The 20,581-nt window shown below is 69.2% G+C and carries 22 protein-coding genes; 13 read left to right on the top strand and 9 right to left on the bottom strand.

The features are described from left to right. Positions 1 to 7: 7 nt before the first annotated feature. From fdxA to AVMA1855_RS10505, 8 genes are all read right to left on the bottom strand, one after another. Positions 8 to 331, bottom strand: coding sequence for a ferredoxin FdxA (fdxA, locus tag AVMA1855_RS10540; RefSeq protein WP_092743740.1), 324 nt, complete (start codon positions 329 to 331; stop codon positions 8 to 10). Positions 332 to 433: 102 nt separating this feature from the next. Then, entirely contained in the window at positions 434 to 1,813 is a 1,380-nt protein-coding gene (locus tag AVMA1855_RS10535) for a sulfate adenylyltransferase subunit 1 (RefSeq protein WP_284425662.1), read from the bottom strand. Beyond that, positions 1,813 to 2,745: a sulfate adenylyltransferase subunit CysD gene (gene cysD, locus AVMA1855_RS10530; protein WP_272569318.1), complete on the bottom strand. Its 933-nt coding sequence runs from the start codon at positions 2,743 to 2,745 to the stop codon at positions 1,813 to 1,815. The genes AVMA1855_RS10535 and cysD overlap by 1 nt, the downstream gene beginning before the upstream one ends. Before the next feature lie 49 nt (positions 2,746 to 2,794). Then, the gene (locus AVMA1855_RS10525) at positions 2,795 to 3,175 is read right to left on the bottom strand and encodes a DUF934 domain-containing protein (protein ID WP_284425661.1); all 381 of its coding nucleotides are present in this window, start codon (positions 3,173 to 3,175) and stop codon (positions 2,795 to 2,797) included. Between the two features lie 35 nt (positions 3,176 to 3,210). Further along, complete coding sequence (locus tag AVMA1855_RS10520; protein WP_284425660.1) at positions 3,211 to 5,049, bottom strand: nitrite/sulfite reductase; 1,839 nt, start codon at positions 5,047 to 5,049, stop codon at positions 3,211 to 3,213. Between the two features lie 10 nt (positions 5,050 to 5,059). Beyond that, entirely contained in the window at positions 5,060 to 5,863 is an 804-nt protein-coding gene (locus AVMA1855_RS10515) for a sulfite exporter TauE/SafE family protein (protein WP_284425659.1), read from the bottom strand. 170 nt (positions 5,864 to 6,033) lie between these two features. After that, a complete protein-coding gene (gene mnmC / locus AVMA1855_RS10510; protein ID WP_284425692.1) occupies positions 6,034 to 7,986 on the bottom strand; it encodes a bifunctional tRNA (5-methylaminomethyl-2-thiouridine)(34)-methyltransferase MnmC2/FAD-dependent 5-carboxymethylaminomethyl-2-thiouridine(34) oxidoreductase MnmC1 in 1,953 nt (650 codons plus the stop codon). Between the two features lie 28 nt (positions 7,987 to 8,014). Beyond that, positions 8,015 to 8,287: an oxidative damage protection protein gene (locus AVMA1855_RS10505; protein WP_284414462.1), complete on the bottom strand. Its 273-nt coding sequence runs from the start codon at positions 8,285 to 8,287 to the stop codon at positions 8,015 to 8,017. Between the two features lie 143 nt (positions 8,288 to 8,430). On the opposite strand from AVMA1855_RS10505, the gene AVMA1855_RS10500 reads away from it, so the two are divergent. From AVMA1855_RS10500 to AVMA1855_RS10450, 11 genes are all read left to right on the top strand, one after another. After that, a complete protein-coding gene (locus AVMA1855_RS10500) occupies positions 8,431 to 9,453 on the top strand; it encodes a sulfate ABC transporter substrate-binding protein (RefSeq protein ID WP_272569324.1) in 1,023 nt (340 codons plus the stop codon). Positions 9,454 to 9,501: 48 nt separating this feature from the next. Further along, positions 9,502 to 10,092 (top strand): NADPH-dependent FMN reductase, encoded by a 591-nt coding sequence (gene ssuE / locus AVMA1855_RS10495; RefSeq protein ID WP_272569325.1) that lies wholly within the window; start codon positions 9,502 to 9,504, stop codon positions 10,090 to 10,092. A 147-nt stretch (positions 10,093 to 10,239) separates the two neighbouring features. After that, complete coding sequence (locus AVMA1855_RS10490; protein WP_284425658.1) at positions 10,240 to 11,202, top strand: sulfonate ABC transporter substrate-binding protein; 963 nt, start codon at positions 10,240 to 10,242, stop codon at positions 11,200 to 11,202. A 12-nt stretch (positions 11,203 to 11,214) separates the two neighbouring features. Beyond that, positions 11,215 to 11,400 (top strand): hypothetical protein, encoded by a 186-nt coding sequence (locus AVMA1855_RS10485; RefSeq protein WP_284425657.1) that lies wholly within the window; start codon positions 11,215 to 11,217, stop codon positions 11,398 to 11,400. A gap of 19 nt (positions 11,401 to 11,419) precedes the next feature. Further along, positions 11,420 to 12,583, top strand: a complete 1,164-nt coding sequence (gene ssuD, locus AVMA1855_RS10480; protein ID WP_284425656.1) for an FMNH2-dependent alkanesulfonate monooxygenase — start codon at positions 11,420 to 11,422, stop codon at positions 12,581 to 12,583. A 15-nt stretch (positions 12,584 to 12,598) separates the two neighbouring features. Beyond that, complete coding sequence (locus AVMA1855_RS10475; protein WP_284399990.1) at positions 12,599 to 12,973, top strand: VOC family protein; 375 nt, start codon at positions 12,599 to 12,601, stop codon at positions 12,971 to 12,973. Further along, positions 12,970 to 13,824: an aliphatic sulfonate ABC transporter permease SsuC gene (gene ssuC, locus AVMA1855_RS10470; RefSeq protein ID WP_284425655.1), complete on the top strand. Its 855-nt coding sequence runs from the start codon at positions 12,970 to 12,972 to the stop codon at positions 13,822 to 13,824. The genes AVMA1855_RS10475 and ssuC overlap by 4 nt, the downstream gene beginning before the upstream one ends. A gap of 159 nt (positions 13,825 to 13,983) precedes the next feature. Beyond that, the gene (locus AVMA1855_RS10465) at positions 13,984 to 14,940 is read left to right on the top strand and encodes an aliphatic sulfonate ABC transporter substrate-binding protein (RefSeq protein ID WP_284425654.1); all 957 of its coding nucleotides are present in this window, start codon (positions 13,984 to 13,986) and stop codon (positions 14,938 to 14,940) included. 4 nt (positions 14,941 to 14,944) lie between these two features. After that, positions 14,945 to 15,766 carry an ATP-binding cassette domain-containing protein gene (locus AVMA1855_RS10460; RefSeq protein ID WP_284425653.1) on the top strand — a complete coding sequence of 274 codons (822 nt, stop codon included), beginning with the start codon at positions 14,945 to 14,947 and terminating at the stop codon, positions 15,764 to 15,766. A gap of 79 nt (positions 15,767 to 15,845) precedes the next feature. Beyond that, the gene (locus AVMA1855_RS10455; protein WP_092743710.1) at positions 15,846 to 16,061 is read left to right on the top strand and encodes a TOBE domain-containing protein; all 216 of its coding nucleotides are present in this window, start codon (positions 15,846 to 15,848) and stop codon (positions 16,059 to 16,061) included. Positions 16,062 to 16,303: 242 nt separating this feature from the next. Then, positions 16,304 to 16,555: a hypothetical protein gene (locus AVMA1855_RS10450; protein ID WP_284404467.1), complete on the top strand. Its 252-nt coding sequence runs from the start codon at positions 16,304 to 16,306 to the stop codon at positions 16,553 to 16,555. Positions 16,556 to 16,591: 36 nt separating this feature from the next. Here AVMA1855_RS10450 and AVMA1855_RS10445 read toward each other — a convergent pair whose 3' ends face one another. Further along, positions 16,592 to 17,155 (bottom strand): TetR/AcrR family transcriptional regulator, encoded by a 564-nt coding sequence (locus tag AVMA1855_RS10445; protein WP_284425652.1) that lies wholly within the window; start codon positions 17,153 to 17,155, stop codon positions 16,592 to 16,594. A 134-nt stretch (positions 17,156 to 17,289) separates the two neighbouring features. On the opposite strand from AVMA1855_RS10445, the gene AVMA1855_RS10440 reads away from it, so the two are divergent. Further along, positions 17,290 to 18,018 carry a nitroreductase family protein gene (locus tag AVMA1855_RS10440; protein WP_284425651.1) on the top strand — a complete coding sequence of 243 codons (729 nt, stop codon included), beginning with the start codon at positions 17,290 to 17,292 and terminating at the stop codon, positions 18,016 to 18,018. A gap of 391 nt (positions 18,019 to 18,409) precedes the next feature. Beyond that, positions 18,410 to 20,581: a TonB-dependent receptor gene (locus AVMA1855_RS10435; RefSeq protein WP_284425650.1), complete on the top strand. Its 2,172-nt coding sequence runs from the start codon at positions 18,410 to 18,412 to the stop codon at positions 20,579 to 20,581.

Genomic DNA, 20,581 nt, shown 5'->3' with positions numbered 1-20,581 from the left:
GTCTGCTTCAGCGGATCAGGTCGGCCACCTTGCCGGGCTTGCCGTTCCATTCGTCGGCGTCGGGCAGGGGCGCCTTGCGCTTGGTGATGCTCTTGAATTGGGGCGACAGGTCGGCGTTGATCTTGATGAAGGCGATCTGGTCCGGGGGCAGGTCTTCCTCGGCAAAGATGGCGTTGGCCGGGCACTCGGGAATGCACACGGCGCAGTCGATGCATTCATCGGGGTCGATCACGAGGAAGTTGGGGCCTTCGCGGAAGCAGTCCACGGGGCACACGTCCACACAGTCGGTGTACTTGCACTTGATGCAGTTTTCGGAGACGACGTGAGTCATGGCAGGAGTTGTCGTTGGATCGGGGGTAACCCGCGATTTTAGGGCGTTTCAGGGAGCGGCCCGGGGGCCGCCCCTGCAACGGCAAGGATTCGGCGCCTCGGGTCAGGCCGCCGGGGCGTTCACGAGCACCGCGCCAGCGGTCTTGTGGCTGGCGGTATCCACCAGGATCAGCGAGCCCAGCACGCGCGCCTGGGTGAACGGCGCGGCGGGCAGGGGCTCCTGCAGCAGCAGGTCCACGTGGCCGATGGCGTTGGGGTCGAGCTGGGCGGCGTCTTCTTCGGCCAGCGTGTGGATGTTGAGCTTGTGCACGACGCGCTGCACCTTGGCCTTGACCCAGCGGTGGCCGTGCAGCGCCCAGTACACGCGGCCGGCGACCAGGGGCTCGTCGTCCATCCAGGCCACGGTGGCGCGCAGCTCGCGCCGGCCGGGCCACGACGGCGTCGATGCCGGGGTATCGAAATCGTCGGCGGCCACGGCGGCGGCCTGCGGCGCGGCGATGATCCAGTCGCCGCGCGACACGTCCACCTCGCGGTCGAGCACGATGCCCGCGCTCTGGCCGGCCGGCACGCCCACGGGGCGGCGCGCGTGGTCCAGCACCTGGGCCACGGTGGCCTGCTGGCCGCTCGGGAACACCTGCACGGCCGTGCCCGGCGCCACGGCGCCTGCCGCCACGCGGCCCCAGAACACGCGGCGCCCCTGGGAGGTGTCGGCGGAGGACGAGAATTTCTCGACCCACTGCACCGGGAAGGCCAGCGGCAGCGCGACGTCGGTGGGCGTGTTGGGCAGGCGCTCCAGGATCTGCAGCAGGCTCGGGCCTTCGTAGCCGCACCAGCCGGGGTGCGCATCCACCACGTTCCAGCCCTTGAGGGCGGACACGGGCACCGTCGCCCGCGCGGCGATGCCGGCGGCCTGAGCGAACGCGCCCAGCGCATCGCGGATGTGGCGGAAGGCGAGCGCCGGGTCTTCCACCGCATCGAGCTTGTTCACCGCGAACACCAGCGAGTGCACGCGCAGCAGGTGCACCAGCAGGGAGTGGCGGCGCGTTTGCACCAGCAGTTCGAGGCCGGGGTTCTTCCAGTCGAGCTTGGTGGCATCGACCAGCACCACGGCCGCGTCGGCGCTGCTGGCGGCGGTAACCATGTTGCGCGTGTACTGCTCGTGCCCCGGCGCGTCGCCGATGATGAACTTGCGCTCTTCGGTGGCGAAGTAGCGGTAGGCCACGTCGATGGTGATGCCCTGCTCGCGTTCGGCCGACAGGCCGTCGGTCAGCAGGGCCAAGTCGGTCTCGCCCTGGCGCTGCACGCCGGCCAGGTGGTCCTGCAGCACGGCCTTGCTGTCCACCAGAAGGCGGCCGATGAGGGTGCTCTTGCCGTCGTCGACCGAGCCGCAGGTGATGAACTTCAGTGCAGAGATGGCATCGTTTTGGCCCGATGCCGGCGGATTGCTTGCCTGTGCTGCTATTGAATTGGTAGTGGTGGTCATCAGAAGTACCCGTCTTTCTTGCGCTTTTCCATCGAGGCGTCGGAGGTCTTGTCGTCCATGCGCGTGGCGCCGCGCTCGCTCACATCGGCCGCCAGGGTCTCGATCACGATGTCGGCGGCCGTGGCGGCCGGGCTCTCCACCGGGCAGGTGCAGGTGATGTCGCCCACGGTGCGAAAGCGCACGTCGCGCGTCTCCACCGTTTCGCCGTCGCGCGGCGGGGTGAGGTCGGTCACGGGCACCAGCAGGCCTTTGCGCTCCACCACCTGGCGCTTGTGGGTGTAGTAGAGCGAGGGCAGGGCGATCTGCTCGCGGTCGATGTACTGCCACACGTCGAGTTCGGTCCAGTTGCTGATGGGGAACACGCGAAAGTGCTCGCCCGGCGCCAGCCGTGTGTTGAACAGCGTCCACAGCTCGGGCCGCTGGGCCTTGGGTTGCCACTGGCCGAAGCTGTCGCGGTGCGAAAAGATGCGCTCCTTGGCCCGCGCCTTTTCCTCATCGCGGCGGGCGCCGCCGATCAGCGCGTCGAAGCGGAATTCCTCGATGGCCTCCAGCAGCGTGACCGACTGGTGCACGTTGCGGCTCTCGCCCGGATGCGCGAGGCGCACGGTGCCGCGCGCCATGGAGTCTTCCACGCTGCGCACGATGAGCTCGGCCCCCAGCTCCTTCGCCCGGAAGTCGCGGAAGTCCGTCACCTCGGGGAAGTTGTGGCCGGTGTCGATCATCAGCAGCGGGTAGGGAATGCGCCCTGCGCCGAAAGCCTTCTCGGCGCACCGCAGCATCACCAGCGAATCCTTGCCGCCCGAAAACAGCAGGGCGGGGCGCTCGAAGGCGGCGGCCACCTCGCGCAGGATGAAGATGGTTTCTTCTTCCAGCGCGTCCAGGTGGCGGTTGCTGAGGTGGCTCAGCACATGGGATTCGGTGCGGGCATTCATGCGGGGGATCTCGTTGGGGGCGTCGGTGTGCGGGGCGGGGGGCGTCGCGTCAGGCGGCGTCGCGGAAATGCGGCAGCGGGTGCGTCACGTCGCCCTGGTAGAAGGCGTGGAAGCGGTCCAGCTGGCGCTGCGCGTCGGCCATGTCCACGCCCTCGCGCAGCACGGCCACGTTGAAGCCGCAGCGGGCCATCTGCACCAGCTGGTCGATGAGCACCTCGCCCGTGGCGCGGATCTCGCCCGCGAACTTCAGGCGCTGGCGCAACAGGCGGGCCTGGCTGAATGCCCGGCCGTCGGTGAATTTCGGAAAGTGCAGGTCGATGCGCTCGATGCCTGCAAGGTCTTGCGCGAGCGGGTCGGCGTCGTTGGCCAGTTCAAGGACTTTTTGGTCTTCCGCGCTGGTGCTGTGTGCGCTGGCAGCTATTATTTTCATAGTGATTCGATGGGGCTTGAGGACGTCGGCGGATGTCAGGCGGAGAGGACTTCGGCCGGGTGGCGCGCGGCGTGGGCAGCGGCCTTGAAAGGCTCGATGCCCACGCGGCGCACGGTGTCGATGAAGTTCTCGTGCCGGGGGCCGTGGGCGGCGTCCACCACGGGCAGGCGCTCGGTGCGGTAGGTGGCCAGCAGCGCCTCGATCACGCCGGGCACTTCGCTGGCGCTGAACGACGGGCCGATGATCTTGCCGGGAATGGCCGGACCCGACAGGTTCGTGCCGTCGGCGCCGCCCAGGGTGATCTGGTACCACTCCTTGCCGTCTTTATCCACGCCCAGGATGCCGATGTGGCCGCTGTGGTGGTGGCCGCAGCTGTTGATGCAGCCGCTGATGTGCAGGTCGATCTCGCCCAGGTCCCACAGCTCGTCCAGGTCCTGGTAGCGCTCGGTGATGGCTTCGGCGATGGGCAGCGAGCGGGCGTTGGCCAGCGAGCAGAAGTCGCCGCCGGGGCAGGCGATCATGTCGGTCAGCAGGCCGATGTTGGGCTTGGCCAGGCCAAGCGCCTTGGCGGCCTTGTACAGCTCGGGCAACTGGTCGCGGCGCACCCAGGGCAGCAGCAGATTCTGCTCGTGCGTCACACGCGCCTCGCCGCCCGAGAAGCGGTCGGCCAGGTCGGCAGCGGCTTCCATCTGCTCGGCGGTGGCGTCGCCGGGCGCGTAACCCAGGCGCTTGAACGACAGCACCACGGCGCGCAGCTGCGGGTGGCGGTGCGGCATCACGTTGCGCGTGAGCCAGCGGCCGAAGTCCTGGTCGTTCTCGGCGGCGGTGCGCAGCAGGGCCACAGTCTCGGCTTCGGCGTCGGCCGGGCGCAGGTCCAGCTCGGGTTCGCGGAACGCGGCGGTCACGCGGTCCAGCTCGGCCTGGGTGATGGTGTGCGGGCCGCCTTCGATCTCGACGATCTGCCGGAACTCCTCCTCCACCTGGTCGATGTAGGTCTGGCCTTCGGACTTGACGAGGATCTTGATGCGCGCCTTCCAGGCGTTGTCGCGGCGGCCGTAGCGGTTGTAGACGCGGATCACGGCTTCCAGGTAGTTCATGAGCTGGTTCCAGGGCAGGAACTCGCGCAGCACCGGGCTGATGACCGGCGTGCGGCCCATGCCGCCACCGGCGCGCACGCGAAAGCCCAGCTCGCCGGCATCGTTCTTGTGCAACTGAAGGCCTACGTCGTACCAGCCGAGGGCGGCGCGGTCTTCCAAGGCACCGTTGAGCGAGATCTTGAACTTGCGCGGCAGGAAGGCGAACTCGGGGTGCAGCGTGCTCCACTGGCGCAGGATTTCGCAAAACGGGCGCGGGTCGGCGATCTCGTCGGCGGCGATGCCGGCCAGCGCGTCGCTGGTGATGTTGCGGATGCAGTTGCCGCTGGTCTGAATGCCGTGCAGTTGCACGGAGGCCAGCAGGTCCATCACATCGGCGCTCTTGTCCAGCGGAATCCAGTTGTACTGCACGTTGGTGCGCGTGGTGAAGTGGCCGTAGCCATACTTCAGCTGCGTGCCGATGCGCCGGCCGTCGTGCAGGGGGATGTCGCCCAGCTTTTCCTGCGTGGCCTGGGCCTCGGCCAGCAGGGCGGCATCGGGCTGGTCGTACTCGCGGGCCACCTTGGCCAGCACGCGCAGCTGGGTGCTGGACAACTCGCCGTAGGGCACGGCCACGCGCAGCATGGGCGCGTAGCGCTGCACGTACCAGCCGTTTTGCAGGCGCAGGGGCTTGAATTCGTCGCCCGAAAGCTTGCCGGCCTGGAAGCGTTCGAGTTGGTCGCGGTACTGCTCAGCGCGCAGGCGGATGAATTCGCGGTCGAAGTCTGTGTATTGGTACATCGTGGGTCACTCAGATCAAAACCAGTTTGGCGCCCGCCCAGGCGAGCAGCACGGAAAGGGCCGAGCGGATCAACCGCTCCGGCGCGCGGGATACGAGGCGCGAGCCCAGCCAGATGCCTGGCAGCGATCCCACCAGCAATTGGACCAGAAGCGGCCAGTCCACGGAGCCGAGCGACGCATGCCCCAGGCCCGCCACCAGGGTTAACGGCACGGCATAGGCAATGTCGGCCGCGATGATGCGCGGCAACGGCAGCAGGGGAAACACCATCAGCAGCACCGTCACGCCAATGGCGCCCGCGCCCACGGAGGTGAAGGTGACCAGCGTGCCGATCACGGCGCCCAGCAGCACCGGCAGGCTACAGTGGCGCGGCCGTGCGGCGTCTGTGCCCGCGTCGGCACGCGCCGCCCGGTCGGCCGCCTGTCGGGCCGGAGAAAACACGAAGGCCTTGTACAGCATGGCCGCGGCGGTCAGCAGCAGGGCCACGCCCAGCGTGGTCGTCATGATGCGCTGGGCGGTGCTGCTGCTGGGACCCATCACCTGGAGGGCCCACAGCGACAGCAGCGCCGCCGGCACGCTGCCGGCGCACAGCAGGCCCACCACCTTCCAGGGCACGAGCCGCTGGCGTGCCAGGCTGACGGTGCCGCCCATCTTGGTGAAGGCGGCGAACAGCAGGTCGGTGCCGATGGCCAGGTGCGGCTTCACGCCGAAGAAGAAGATCAGGATCGGCGTCATCAGCGAGCCGCCGCCCACCCCGGTGAGGCCGACGATCAAGCCCACCGCGAAGCCCGCGAAAACGAATGCCAAATCATGCATGCGGGCGAATGTAGTGGGAGTCTTTATGGAAACAAACGATTGTTTTGTGAGGCCGTTATGCGGATAAGCATATTCCTCAAGGCTGGCGCGGGTTGGCGCGGGGCGGATGGCGCAAAACGGCGATAAGGGGTTGAGCGCCGTTTCTGCCCGGCCCGCGGGTCAGTCCAGGTTCACAGCCGTTCCGTGCCCAGCGCTTGGGCCAGGCGGGCGTCCAGCGGCAAGGGTTCGCCATGCAGCCGGGCAGCGACCAGTTCGCCGCACAGCGGCGCCAGCGTGATTCCGCGCGCGCCCATCGCCGTGCACACCCACAGCCCGGGCAGGGCGTGCGGGTCCACCGGGCCGGCGATCGGCAAGCGGTCGGGCGAGGCGCAGCGCAGGCCGGCCCAGACCGAAACGGGGGGGATTTCCCTGCCGGGCACTCGGTCCGTTGGGGCCGCTTGGGGCTGGCCGAAGGCGGGCGCCAACTGGTCGGCCACGGCCGGCAGCAAGGTGCGCAGCTTTTTCCAGTTGGTGGCGTGTGCGGCCGTCTCGTCGGCGCTGCTGGGCGGAAGCTCGGTGGCGTGGCGTTCGAAGGTGGAGCCGGCATACCAGCGCCGGGCGCCGTTCGCGCCCTCCGGCCCGGGAATGTGGGGCACGAGGCTGCCATTGCCATTGACCGGAAAGGGCGGCCAGCCCGCGGTGTCTTCGCCTTCTTCGGCCCACGACACCTGGCCGCGCAGCGGCTGCAGGGTCCAGCGGTGGTCCAGCAGCGGCATGCTGTCGGGCCCGGCCGCCACGAAGGCGTAGGGGGCCTCGGCCAGCACCTGGCCCTGCGCACCGATGGCTTGCCAGCCCGCCGGCCCAGTGTCGTCGCTCTTTCCGTCCTCGCCGGCCGGCACGCGGCGCAACCGCGCGACCTGTGCGCCGCCGTGCCATGCGATGGCCGGGTGGTCCAGCAGGGACTGCACCAGCCGCGCCGGGCGCACCCAGCCGGCGCGGGCGTGCCAGCAGGCCGTGGTGCCGGGCGGCAGCCCGGCCTGCCGCAGCGCGTCGGCGTCGGCGGGGCGGCTCCATTCGCCGCCGTTCCCGCCGGCCCAGGTCGGCGGCACCCCCGGGCTGCCGTCCACGCGGTGCTCCAGCACGCCGCAGGGGCTCCAGGCTTCGCCCACCGGCAGGGCCGACAGCGCCTGCAGCGTGGTGCGTACCCCGCTGCGTGACAGGCGCGACAGCACGCTGTCGTCGGGCGACACATGGGGGGCGAACAGGCCGGCGGGCAGGCCGGAGGCGCCGCGCGCGGGCGCCTCGGCGCGGTCCAGCACCCGCACCTTCCACCCGCGACGCGCCAGGCTCGCGGCCACCGAGGCGCCGGCCAGTCCCGCGCCGATCACCAGGCATTCGGACGCCGCCGCCACTTCCAGCGGCGGCGGGGCGTTGCGCGCCGCCCGGGGTTCCCAGGCCGGATCGAACGTGGCCTGCAGGTTGTCGCGCTTCGGGGGCACGCCGGGCACCTTGGCCACGGTGAAACCGCACTGCGCGAGCGTGTCGCGCACCGCCCGCGCGATGGTCCAGGTCGCCAGCCGCGTGCCTCGCCGGCAGCAGCGCGCCACGGCCTTCAGGGTGTGTTCGTTCCAGAGATCGGGGTTGCGCTGCGGGCTGAAGCCGTCCAGGTAGACCGAATCGGCCGTCGGCATCTGCTGGCGCAGCATGGCCTGGGCATCGCCCACATAGAGCGTGAGCAGCACGCGGCCCTGCTCGAACGACAGGCGGTGCACGCCCGGCAGCAGCCCCCAGAACTGGTCGTGCAGCTGCTGCGCCAGGGGCGCGAGGTCGGGGTGGGCGCTGGTGGCGCGCAGCAGGTCGCCGGCGGCCACGGGGTAGGCCTCGCACGAGGCGAAGTGCAGCAGGGCAGGGCGATCGGGGTCGCTGCGCCAGGCCGCCCAGGTCACGAGGAAGTTCAACCCCAGGCCGAAGCCGGTCTCCAGGATGCGCCAGCGCGGCTGGCCGGCCCAGGCCTGGGGCAGGCCGCAGCCGTGCAGGAACACGCGGCGCGCCTGGTCCAGGCCGCCGTTTTCACTGTGGTAACGGTCGCCGAACCGCGGGCTGTAAGGGGTGCCGTCCGCCAGCCAGTCGATGGGCTCCGGCAGGAACCGAGCCGGGTTCATTCCCGGCGGTTCAGGCGCTGGGCGGCACGTAGCCCTGGGCGGCGTCGGCGCCTTCGCCGAAGAAGTGCTGCTCCATCTGCCGGGCCAGGTACTGGCGGGCGCGGGCGTCGGCCAGGTTCAGGCGGTTTTCATTCACCAGCATCGTCTGGTGCTTGAGCCAGGCGGCCCAGGCTTCCTTGCTGACGCCCTCCCAGATGCGCTTGCCCAGGTCACCGGGATAGGGGGGAAAGTCGAGGCCTTCGGCTTCCTTGCCGAGTTTGATGCATTGAACGGTACGTGCCATGGGGAAGGGTCCTGGAAAGGTGGTTTAGATGTTTTAGGTATTTAAAACTGAAATTTCAGTAGTTCCAGTTTTGAAGAGCGACTTTCAGAATGCGTTGCATCGGTGATTTGCACCGGACCGCATTCCACAAAAGAAAGCCTCTCATGAACGTTCGCCGCGACTTTATCAAGTTTCCCCTCGCCGCCGCCCTGCTGGCCGGTATGGCCCTGACGGCTTTGCCGTCGCTGGCCCAGCCGGTGCAGTTCCTGAACGTGTCCTACGACCCCACCCGGGAGCTGTACGTCGAATACAACCAGGCGTTCGCCAAGCACTGGAAGGCCAAGAGCGGCCAGGATCTGGCGATCAAGCAGTCGCACGGCGGCTCCGGCAAGCAGGCGCGCTCGATCATCGACGGCATCGATGCCGACGTGGCCACGCTGGCACTGGGCGGCGACATCGATGCGCTTGTCACGCACGGCGGCCTCGTCAAGGCCGACTGGCAAAAACGCCTGCCGCACAATTCGGCCCCCTACACCTCGACCATCGTGTTCCTGGTGAAGAAGGGCAATCCCAAGGGCCTGAAGGACTGGGACGACCTGGCCAAGCCCGGCGTGCAGGTCATCACCCCCAACCCCAAGACCTCCGGCGGCGCCCGCTGGAACTACCTGGCCGCCTGGGAATTCGCCAAGCGCAAGTACGGTGGCGACGCGCAGGCCAAGGACTTCGTCGCCAAGCTGTACAGCAATGTGCCCGTGCTGGACACCGGCGCCCGCGGCTCCACCATCACCTTCGTGCAGCGCGGCGTGGGCGACGTGCTGCTGGCCTGGGAGAACGAAGCCTTCCTGGCGCTGAAGGAGTTCGGCCCCGAGAAGTTCGAGATCGTCGTGCCGTCGCTGTCCATCCTGGCCGAGCCCAGCGTGGCGGTGGTGGACAAGAACGTGGACAAGAAGGGCACCCGCGCCGTCGCCGAGGAATACCTCAAGTACCTGTACTCCGACGAAGGCCAGGACATCGCCGGCAAGAACTTCTACCGCCCCACGGGCGACAAGGCCAAGGCCAAGTACGACAAGCAGTTCCCCAAGCTCACGCTGGTGACCATCGACCAGGCCTTCGGCGGCTGGGCGAAGGCCGACAAGGCGCACTTCGCCGATGGCGGCAGCTTCGACCAGATCTACACCAAGAAGTGAAGACGACGGCGCTCTTGCCAATCCGCCCGCGCTAGAAAGCCCCATTCCATGTCCGTCCTCCTGATCGCCGGCAGCCCCTCGGAGCGTTCCCGCTCCGCCGCCCTGCTGGATACCGTGTCGCAGCGCCTGTCGGTGCGCGGTGCGCTGGTGCAGCGCCTGCACATCCGCGACCTGTCGCCCCAGGCGCTGCTGCTGGCGGACACGGGCCACCGCTCCATCGCCCACGCGGTGGACAGCGTGGCCGAGGCCAGCGTGCTGGTGGTGGCGACGCCCGTCTACAAGGCGGCCTACAGCGGCGTGCTCAAGGTCTTTCTCGACCTGCTGCCGCAGACGGCGCTCAAGGGCAAGACCGTGCTGCCGCTGGCCACCGGCGGCAGTGCCCACCACATGCTGGCGCTGGACTACGCGCTGCGGCCGGTGCTGCAGTCGCTGGGTGCCAAGCACATCCTGCCGGGCATCTACGCCACCGATGCCCAGGTCACGCTCACGCCCGAGGGCGCCTACGAGGTGGGGCACGACGTGTCCTCCCGGCTGGACGACGCCGTGAACGTGCTCATCACCGAAACCCTGCGCCCCGCGCCGGCCCAGGCCACGCGGTTCGCGCCGGTGCATTTCTCCCAGGTGCGATGTAGCGTCTGACGCGCCCCGGGCGGCGCCGGCCTGTAGGCCGGCCCCCGCCGTCCGCTCCTCCCCAAGCCTTCCCCATTTTTTGAGAACCCGCCCGCCGCGGGCAGGCCGCTGCATCGCCGCCCGCACCCGGTGGACCTCGCCAGAAAGACCGATCGCATGACTTCGAATTTCTCTTCCCTGCGCCGCCGGATGGTGGCTTCCGGCCTCGGCACCGTGCTGGCCGCCGGCCTGCCGCCCGCTTTGGCCCAGAAGGGCGACCGCGTCCTGCGCGTGGGCCACCAAAAGGGCTGGCTGTCGCTGCTCAAGGCCCGTGGCACGCTGGAAAAACGCCTGGCGCCGCTGGGCGTGAAGGTGACCTGGACCGAGTTCAATGCCGGCCCGGTGCAACTGGAGGCGCTGAACGTTGGCTCGATCGACTTCGGCGACGTGGGCGAAGCGCCCCCCATCTTCGCCCAGGCCGCTGGTGCGCCGCTGGTGTACGTGGGGGCCACGGTGCCGCGCCCGCAGCTGGAGGCCGTCGTCGTGCCCAAGGGCTCGGCGATCCAGAGCGTGGCCGAACTGAAGGGCCTGCGCGTGGCGCTCAACAAGGGCTCGAACGTGCACTACCTGCTGGTCAAGGTGCTGGAAAAGCATGGCCTGCACTACCGCGATGTGCAGCCGGTCTTCCTTGCGCCGCCCGATGCGCGGGCGGCCTTCGAGAAAGGCGCCGTGGACGCCTGGGTGATCTGGGACCCGTTCCTCGCCTCCGCGCAAAAGACGCTGCAGGCCTGCGTGCTGGCCGATGCCACGGGCGTGGCGAACAACCGCGCCTACTACTTTTCCTCGCGCGACTATTCCGCCAGGAACGCCGACGTGCTGCGCGTCGCCATCCAGGAGGTGGACGCCATCGACAAGTGGATTGCCGCGCACAAGGCCGAGGCCGCGGCGGAGCTGTCCACCGTGCTGGGATTGGACCGCGCCGTCACCGAGCTGTTCGTGGGCCGGGCGGGCTACGGCACCTCGCTGGTGTCGCGCGACATCCTGGCCGAGCAGCAGGTGATCGCCGACACCTTCTTCGACCTGAAGCTCATCCCCCGCAAGCTCAACCTGCAGGACGCCGCTCCGGTGGACCTGCTCTGAAAGGGTGCCCCCATGTCCGCACCTTTCCCAACCCCTTTGCAGGTGCGCGTGCGCCGGGTGCTGGGCGTGACCGCCCAGGCCTGGGGCCTGTCGGCGCCGCGCGAAAGCGCCCGCGTGCTGGCGCTCGCCCCGGCACCCCGGGCTGCGCGCCGGCGCCGGGCCGTGGCGCGGGCGCCATTTTTCGCCATTTCCTACTGAACGACGACGAGGTCATCGCATGCAAGTGTTCTGGTTCATTCCCACCCATGGCGACAGCCGCTATCTGGGCACCACCGAAGGCGCGCGCCAGCTCAGCCACGACTACGTGAAGCAGGTGGCCGTCGCGGCCGACAGCCTGGGCTACGAAGGCGTGCTCATTCCCACCGGGCGCTCGTGCGAAGACCCGTGGGTGGTGGCGTCCAGCCTGGTGGCGGTGACGCGCCGCCTCAAGTTCCTGGTGGCCGTGCGGCCGGGCCTGCACCAGCCCAGCCTGGCCGCGCGCATGGCGGCCACGTTCGACCGGCTCTCGGGCGGGCGGCTGCTGATCAACCTGGTGACGGGCGGCGACCAGGTCGAGCTGGAAGGCGACGGCGTGTTCCTCGACCATGCGGCGCGCTACGAGCAGTCGGCCGAGTTCATCCGCATCTGGCGCGAGATCCTCACGCGCAGCCACGACGGCGGCACCTTCGATTACGAGGGCAAGCACCTCTCGGTCAAGGGCGCCAAGCTGCTGTTCCCGCCGCTGCAAAAGCCGTATCCGCCGGTGTACTTCGGCGGCTCCTCGGCCGCCGCGCACGACTTGGCCGCCGAACAGGTGGAGGCCTACCTGACCTGGGGCGAGCCACCCGCCGAAGTGGCCAAGAAAGTGGCTGATGTGCGCGAGAAGGCCGCGCGGCTGGGCCGCACGGTGAAGTTCGGCATCCGCCTGCACGTGATCGTGCGCGAGACCGATGCCGAGGCCTGGGCCGCGGCCGAGAGCCTCATCAGCCGCGTGAAGGACGAAACCGTGGTGCAGGCCCAGGCCGTGTTCGCGCGCATGGACTCCGAGGGCCAGCGCCGCATGGCCGCGCTGCATTCGGGCGGGGCCAGGCGCTCCCGGGCCGACCTGGAGATCAGCCCCAACCTGTGGGCCGGCGTGGGCCTGGTGCGCGGCGGCGCGGGCACGGCCCTGGTGGGCGATCCGCAGACCGTGGCTGACCGCATCAAGGAGTACGCCGCCTTGGGGATCGACACCTTCGTCATGTCGGGCTACCCGCACCTCGAAGAGGCGTACCGCTTTGCCGAGCTGGTGTTTCCGCTGCTGCCGCTGGCGTTGCAGGAAAAGCTCGCGGGCGGCGCGCCCGGCGGGCCATTCGGCGAGGTCGTGGGCAACCAGTACGCGCCGCGCGCGTCGCAAAGCTGAGCGGCGGGGCAGACCATGGCGATCCATTCCATCAACCATGTGCAACTGGCCTTTCCGGCGGGCGCCGAGGGCCAGATCCGCAACTTCTACAGCACGCTGCTGGGGCTGCCGGAATTGATCCACCCCATCGGCAGCACCCTGCGCTTTGCCGCGGGGGCGCAGCGCATCGAGCTGGTGCCCACCGAACGCTGGCAGCCGGCGCCTGCCGTGTCCCACCTGGCGTTCGAGGTGGAGAACCTGCCCGAGCTGCGCGGGCGGCTGCTGCAGGCTGAGCTGCCGCTGGTGGAGAACCGGGCGCTGCCCGGCTACCTGCGCTTTTATGTGAAGGACCCGGCGGGCAACCAGCTGGAGTTCCTCGAACCCGACAACGAACCGAGGTACGACGCATGACCGATACGGTACGAGAGCTGCAGGTCTCGCCCCTGCCCGAGTCGCCCGAAGGCCCGGCGGGCGCCTTGCCCGCGCCGCTGGTGCAGCTGGTGACCGCCGTATGGCGCCGCCTGCTGCCCTGGCTGGTGCCGGTCGCGCTGATCGCGCTGTGGCAGGTGGCGTCCGCCCTGGGGTGGTTGTCCACCCGCGTGCTGCCGGCGCCGCTGGACGTGGTCAAGGCCGCGTGGACGCTCACCGAATCGGGCGAGCTGTGGACCCATGTGAAGGTGAGCGCCAGCCGTGCCCTGGCGGGCCTGGCGATCGGCGGCGGCCTGGGGCTGGTGCTGGGGCTGCTCACCGGCTCGCTGCGGCTGGCCGAGACGCTGCTCGACTCCACCATCCAGATGGTGCGCAACATCCCGGCGCTGGCGCTCATTCCGCTGGTGATCCTGTGGTTTGGCATCGACGAGTCGGCCAAGCTGTTCCTCATCAGCGTGTCGGTGTTCTTTCCGATCTACCTGAACACCTTCCACGGCATCCGCAACGTGGACCCGGGCCTGATCGAGATGGGCCGCACCTACGGCCTGTCGCGCTGGCAGCTGTACCGCGAAATCATCCTGCCCGGCGCACTGTCGTCCATCCTGGTGGGCCTGCGCTTTTCGCTGGGGCTGATGTGGGTGATCCTGATCGTGGCCGAGACGATTTCGGCCCAGGCCGGCATCGGCTACCTGACCATGAACGCCCGCGAGTTCCTGCAGACCGACATCGTGCTGGTGGGCATCCTGCTGTATGCGCTGCTCGGCAAGCTGGCCGATGTGTTCGCCCGCGGGCTGGAGCACTGGTGGCTGCGCTGGCACCCCGGGTATCAGTGAACAACCCCCTGAGGCGCTGCGCGCCTTCCCCCTTCTCTCGACTCGCGCGGCGAGTCGGGAAGGGGGACGCCGCCGGTGGCCCGGCAAAGCCGGTTCCACGGCGTCTGCTGGCCCTGAGCCGCGCCGGTTTTTGACATCTCTCACCTGTACAGGAACGTCATGAGTTTGCATTTCGATCGCCGTGCCTTGCTGGCCGCGTTGGGGTTGTCCGTAGCGGGGCTGGCTAATGCGCAGCCTGCGGGCGCCACCGTGCGCATCGGCTACCAGAAGTCGTCCACGCTGACCGCGCTGCTGAAAGTGCAGGGCACGCTGGAAAAGCAGCTCGCGCCGCTGGGTGTGCAGCCCGCGTGGCACGAGTTCACGAGCGGCCTGCCGCTGCTGGAGGCGCTCAACCTCGACAACCTGGACTTCAGCGCCGACGTGGCCGACACCGTGCCGGTGTTCGCCCAGGCCGCCGGGGCCCGCGTGACCTTCGTGGCACAGGAGGCACCGTCGCCCACGGCCCAGGCCATCCTGGTGCGGGCGGACTCGCCGCTCAAGACCGTGGCCGAGCTCAAGGGCAAGAAGGTCGGCTTCGCCAAGGCGGCGGGCGCGCACTACCTGCTGATCGCCGCGCTGGAAAAAGCCGGCCTGTCGTTCAGGGACATCGAGCCGGCCTACCTCACGCCCGCCGACGGCCGCGCCGCCTTCGAGCGCGGCGCCATCGATGCCTGGGTGGTGTGGGACCCGTTCCTCGCAGCCGCGCGGCAGCAGTCTGGCGCCCGGGTGCTGGCCGACGGCACGGGCCTGGCGTCGTACCAGCGCTACTACCTGGCCAGCACCCGGTTCGCCCAGGCGCGGCCCGACGTGCTGCGCACCCTGTATGCCGAACTGGAAAAGGCCGGCCGCTGGACCAAGGCCTACCCCAGGGAGGCCGCCGCGCTGCTGGCCCCCGTGTGGGGCCTGGATGCGGCCGTCATCGAGCAGGCCAACGGCCGCCGCAGCTATTCCGTGCGGCCCGTGGTGCCCGAAGGACTGGCCGAGCAGCAGCGCATCGCCGATGCCTTCTTTGCCGAGAAGCTGATCCCGAGCCGGGTGGATGCCCTGGCCGTTCCCCTGTTCAAGCCCGGAGCCTGACCCCATGCCTGACGCCCGACCTTCCTCTTCTGCATCCCCCGCCGGCGGCGTGCGCCTGCAGGCGCGCGGCCTGTCCAAGCGCTACGGCCAGCGTGAGGTGCTGCGCAACGCGCAACTGGAAATCGAACCCGGCGAATTCATCGCCATCGTGGGCCGCAGCGGCTGCGGCAAGAGCACCTTGCTGCGGCTGGTGGCCGGGCTGGAGGCCGCCAGCAGCGGCACGCTCACCACCGACGGCCAAGCCGTGGCCGGCCTGCACGGCGACACGCGCATCATGTTCCAGGAAGCCCGGCTGCTGCCCTGGCGCCGGGTGCTCGACAACGTGACGATCGGCCTGCCCAAGGCCGCGCAGGCGCGGGGCCGCGAGGTGCTGGCGCAGGTGGGCCTGGCCGACCGCGAGGGCGAATGGCCGGCCCGGCTGTCGGGCGGGCAGCGACAGCGCGTGGCCCTGGCACGCGCCCTGGTGCACCAGCCGCGCCTGCTGCTGCTCGATGAGCCGCTGGGCGCGCTGGATGCGCTCACCCGCATCGAGATGCACCGCCTCATCGAGGGGCTGTGGCAGCGCCATCGCTTCACGGCGCTGCTCGTCACCCACGACGTGCAGGAGGCCGTGGCCCTGGCCGACCGCGTGGTGCTGATCGAGGACGGCCGCATCGCGCTGGACGAGCGCATCGACCTGGCCCGCCCGCGCTCGCAGGGCGATGCCGCCTTCGCCGCCATCGAAAAACGCATCCTCGACCGCGTGCTGCAAAAGCCCGATGCCGACCCGCCGGCCGATCCGGCCTGGCCCGGCATTCCCGCACACGGGCTGCGCTGGGCGGTCTGAAACGCCGCTTTCCTTTGTCCCGTTCCCCTGATTTTCGATCCCACCGTTTTCCGTTCCCGGACTTTTCAAGGAGAAAACCATGTCCATTCAAGCCATCAACGTGCGCAATCAATTCAAGGGCAAAGTGCGCGAGATCGTCCGCGGCGACGTCGTGTCCGAGGTCGATGTCGAGACGCCCTGGGGCATCGTCACCTCCGTCATCACGACGCGCTCGGTCGATGAACTGAGCCTGGTCGTGGGCTCCGACGTCGTGGCGTTGGTCAAATCCACCGAGGTGTCGATCGCCAAGCTGTGAAGGGCGTCGGGGTCAAAAACGGCCCCGGCGCATGATTCACTAGGGCATCGTGCTATAAAAAAAGTAGCATCTGTTTTTGAAAGGCGGCTTGCGGGCCGCCTTTTTCATGGCGGGGCAATCCCGGTAGCGCGTGTTGCGGCACAGGCGCCCGGCGTGTCCGCCTTCATCCGTGCGGGCGCTTTCCGACACCGTGGCGCGCGGCGCCTCGGTAGCGTCGAGGCCTGTTCCAACGAGGCACTCCCATGAATCCTTCTCCCATCGAATCATTCAAGCGGCTCCAGCGGTACGACGACCGGCGCCCCGGCTTCCAGGGCGAGCACTGGCTGGTGCTGGGTGCGGGCGCCGCGCTGCTGCTGGCCTCGCGCCGCAGCCCCTCGCCCTTGCGGCGCACCGTCGGCTCTGCGCTGGGCAGTGCGCTGCTGGTGCGGGCCGCCAGCGGGCGCCAGGGCCTGGCCAGCGTCCTGCGGTACCTGCCGCTGGGCCGGCGCTGGTAGGGCGCACGCCCGGCGCGGCCAAGCGAAGCGGCTGTCTCAGGCGTTTTCGTCCCGCTGCGAAGGCGCGGTGCGGCACAGGTAGTTCTCCAGCAAGGTGACCAGCTCCGGGGCGAAGCGGGGGTCGCCGAGCAACTTGGGCCGCTCCGCGGTCACGGTGTGCACGACCGCATGCGCGGCCACGCCCACCAGGTAGGTCGCCAGGTCCGGGTCCGGCACGTTCTGCATGAGCGGCCGGATCACCTCCAGGAATTCCCCGCGCAGCTGGTGCTTGTCTTCTTCCAGGCCGCGCACCGTGCGTGGCAGTTCGTCGTAGATGGCTTTGTGCACGGCGGGCGCGGCGCGGTGCTCCTCCACGATCATCTCGACGATCACCGTCAGCGCCTTTCGCAGGGAGGGCTGCTCCGGCAGGACCTGCAGCGCCTTGCGCAGGTCGGAGCGCGTCTCGACGGCGTGGCGCCGCTGCAGTTCCGCGATCACTGCCTCCTTGTTCGGAAAGAACTGGTAGAGCGAGCCGATGTTCACGCCCGCGCGCTCGGCGATGGCATTCGTGGTGAATCCTGCCCAGCCCACCTGGGTCAAAATGTAAGTCGCGGCTTGCATGATGGCATCCACGGTGGCGCGCGAGCGCGCCTGGACCGGGATTTTGCGGGGCGTGGCAGCGGTTTTGCTTTTGCGCGGGGACGGCATAGGAACGCGAGTTTCGGAAATAAAAGCTTTAACTTACGATTTAAAGCATGAAAACACAAGACCTGCTGCATCCCTGGGATGCCTTCCAAGCCGCCAACCGCTTTCGCCGGGCGATCCGCCGATTCCGGCCCACACCGATTCCGGAAGCGGATGTCCGGGCCCTGCTGCGCGAGGCCACCTTCGCCCCGTCCAGCGGAAACATGCAGCCCTACGAGCTGCACTGGGTTCGCACCCCGGCCGTGAAAGCCCGCCTCGCACAGGCCTGCAACGGGCAGAAGGCGGCGGCATCGGCCGCGGATTTCGTCGTCTTTGCCGCCAGTCCCGCCATCGGGCGGCGCACCGCCCAGGCGCAGCTCGACCATGTCGAACGATCGACCGGGCTGGGGCCGGAATCAAAGGCCTACCACCGCAAGCAGATCGGCATGTTCCAGCGGATCCTGGGTACGGGCTCGTCGGTGCTGTGGTCGCCATGGCTGCTGCTGGCCGCCTGGGCGCGCCCCACGCTGTCGCTGCTGCCTGTGGGGCACATCGGCGGCCGCCAGTGGGCCGCGCGCAATGCGATCTTCGCGGCCCAGACCCTGCTGCTGGCCGCGGCGGCGAAGGGCATCGATTCGTGCCCCATGGAGGGCTTCTCCGCGTCCGCCGTCGCCAAGCTGCTGGGACTGCCGCGCGGCACCGTCATCCCCCTCGTTGTGGCGCTGGGCTACCGCGCCGAAGACGCCCGAATCGAGGAACGCTGGCGCCTGCCCCTGGCGGAGTCGGTCGTCGCCCATTGAGAGAAAGGGGGACGGCCACGTGGCCGGCATGCACTGTGCCGGCCCGGAGAAGGGCGGCTCGCCTTTGGGCTTTGTTCAGGCACAGGGCATGGAAGTTTTTAATAACGCATATAAGTTGCGTTATTGGGTCTAGAATTCGCTGTTGCAACTCAGTTGCAGTAGTAAATAAATTCACCTTCGGCCATCCTCATCCCCTTTTAAACTGCGGCACCTTTCCCTGTGATCCCGCCGTGGCGCTCTGCCCCGGCCGCCGGCGGCCTTGGCATCCGCACGGCTCGCGCGCATCGGGGCCTGCCTTTTCCACCGTCCACGCCGGCCTCGCTCTCAAAGGCCGCTCCCTGTCTTTTTCCATCCCATCATGCGACCGCTTTGCCCGACAGCTTCCCTCTGGTTGACCCCTTTGCTGGCGCTGTCCGCGCCCGGCGCCATCGCCCAGGAGGGCGGCAGCACCGCCGCGCTGCCCACGGTGGTCGTGAAGGAGCAAGCCACGCCGGGCGCGCTGGACCAGCCGGCCGAGGGCGCGTCCCGCCTGGGCCTGTCGGTGCGCGAAACACCGGCGTCCATCGACGTGGTCTCGCGCCAAGTGCTGGGTGAACGCGGGTTGCGCACCGTCACCGAAGCGGCCCAAGCGGCCGTGGGCGTGACGGCTGGGGACTTTCCTGCCGAGCCCAGTGCGTTTTCGATGCGCGGCTTTGCCAACAGCCAGATCAACACGCTCTACAACGGCATCAAGATCGGTCCGCCCAACATGACCTCGCGCGTCATGGACACCGCCAACCTGGAGCGCATCGAATTCCTGAAAGGCGCGGCCTCCTTGATGTCGGGCGAGGGCGCCTCGGGCGGGGCGGTGAATTTCGTCACCCGCGCGCCGCACCGCGGCCCGGTCCAGACCGAGGTCGAGACGGCCGCCGGCTCGTTCGGCGAGCGCCGCGTCCGCCTGGGCTCCGGCGGCACCACCGCCTGGAAGGACCTGGATTACCGCATCGACCTGAGCGGCTCGGACAGCGACGGCCCCGTGCAAGGCACCCAACAGCACAACCGCCACCTGTCGGGCGGGCTGGACTGGCATGTGCGCCCCGGCCTCAAGTTCTTCGTGGCGGCCGAGATCAAGCGCGACCGGGGCAGCAGCTACTGGGGCACGCCGCTGGTTTCCGCCGCCGCGCCCGGCATCGAGCCCGAAGGCGGCGTGGTCTCCGGCACCTACACGTCGGGCTTCAACGGCAGCGCGCTCGGCCCGGTCGCGATCGACCGGCGCACGTTGCGCACCAATTACAACGTGCTGGACAACCGCAACGATGCGCGCGAGACCTGGCTGCGCACCGGCATGGACTGGCGCATCGACAGCGCCTTCACGCTGCGCACGCAGATCTACCGCTATACGGCCACGCGCACCTGGTTCAACAATGAGATCGCCGCGTTCAACGCCGGCACCGGCCTGGTGGACCGCGAGCGCTTCTACGTGGCCCAGGACCAGACCTCTGTGGGCCAGAAGACCGAGCTGCAGTGGGACGGCCAGATCGCCGGCCGCGACAACCGCTGGGTGGTGGCGCTCGAATACAGCGACCTTGACCTGACCCGCCCCGGCGCGGCCAACTTCCCCGGTGACAGCGTGAGCCTGGTGAACCCCGATCGCGGCACCTACGGCCCGCTCACCCGGCAATGGCAGACGAGCGGCGTGCGCAACACGGTGCTTGCGCTGGAAGACCGGCTCTCGGTTGCGCCGGGCTGGACGCTGCTCGGCGGACTGCGGCACGAATCCATCGAACTGTCGCGCACCTCCACCGATGCCGCCGGTGCGCCGCGCGCCGGCTTTCCGTTCGACAAGGCCTGGCACCCGACCACGGGGCGCGTCGGCCTGACCTGGACCCCAGCCGCCGGCACCACCGTGTATGGCCAGTACGCCACGGGCGCCGACGTGGCGGCCAACAACCTGTTCCTGCTGCGCGGCACGCAGCCGCTGGACCTGACCCGCACGCGCAACGTGGAGGCCGGGGTCAAGCAGTCGTTCTGGCAGGACCGCGGCGAATGGACGTTCGCGGTGTACGACACCGAGCGCCGCAACGTCTATGCCGCACAGGGCGGGCAGTCGCTGGCCGTGGCAGGGGCCCTGCAGTCGCGGGGCGCCGAGGCCTCGGTGGCGCTGCGGCCCGATGCGCACTGGAGCCTGTGGTCCAACCTGGCGCTGAACCGCGCGCGCTACCAGGACTACGCGCTGGCCGGTGGCGGCTCGCTCTCGGGCAACACGCCGCCCAACGCCCCGCGCGTGGTGGCCAACGCCGGCGTGGGCTACCGCTTCGTGGCCGGCGTGCCGGTGCAGGTATCGGCCTCGCTGCGGCATGTGGGCGAGCGGTTCCACAGCGATGCGAACACCGTGCGGCTGGCGGCCTACACCGCGCTGGATGCCGCCGTGGCCATGGACGTGGCCCGCGGCGTGCAACTGACCCTGCGCGGGCGCAACCTGACCAACCGCGTGTACGCGGCCTGGGCCGATCCGTTCTACCCGGACCAGATCCTGCTGGGCGCGCCGCGCAGCTTCGAGCTGGCCCTGCGCTGGACGCTGTGA

It is taken from the genome of Acidovorax sp. SUPP1855 (assembly GCF_030158955.1).
Taxonomy (GTDB): domain Bacteria; phylum Pseudomonadota; class Gammaproteobacteria; order Burkholderiales; family Burkholderiaceae_C; genus Paracidovorax.
This window is presented reverse-complemented; position numbering and strand designations above follow the sequence as displayed.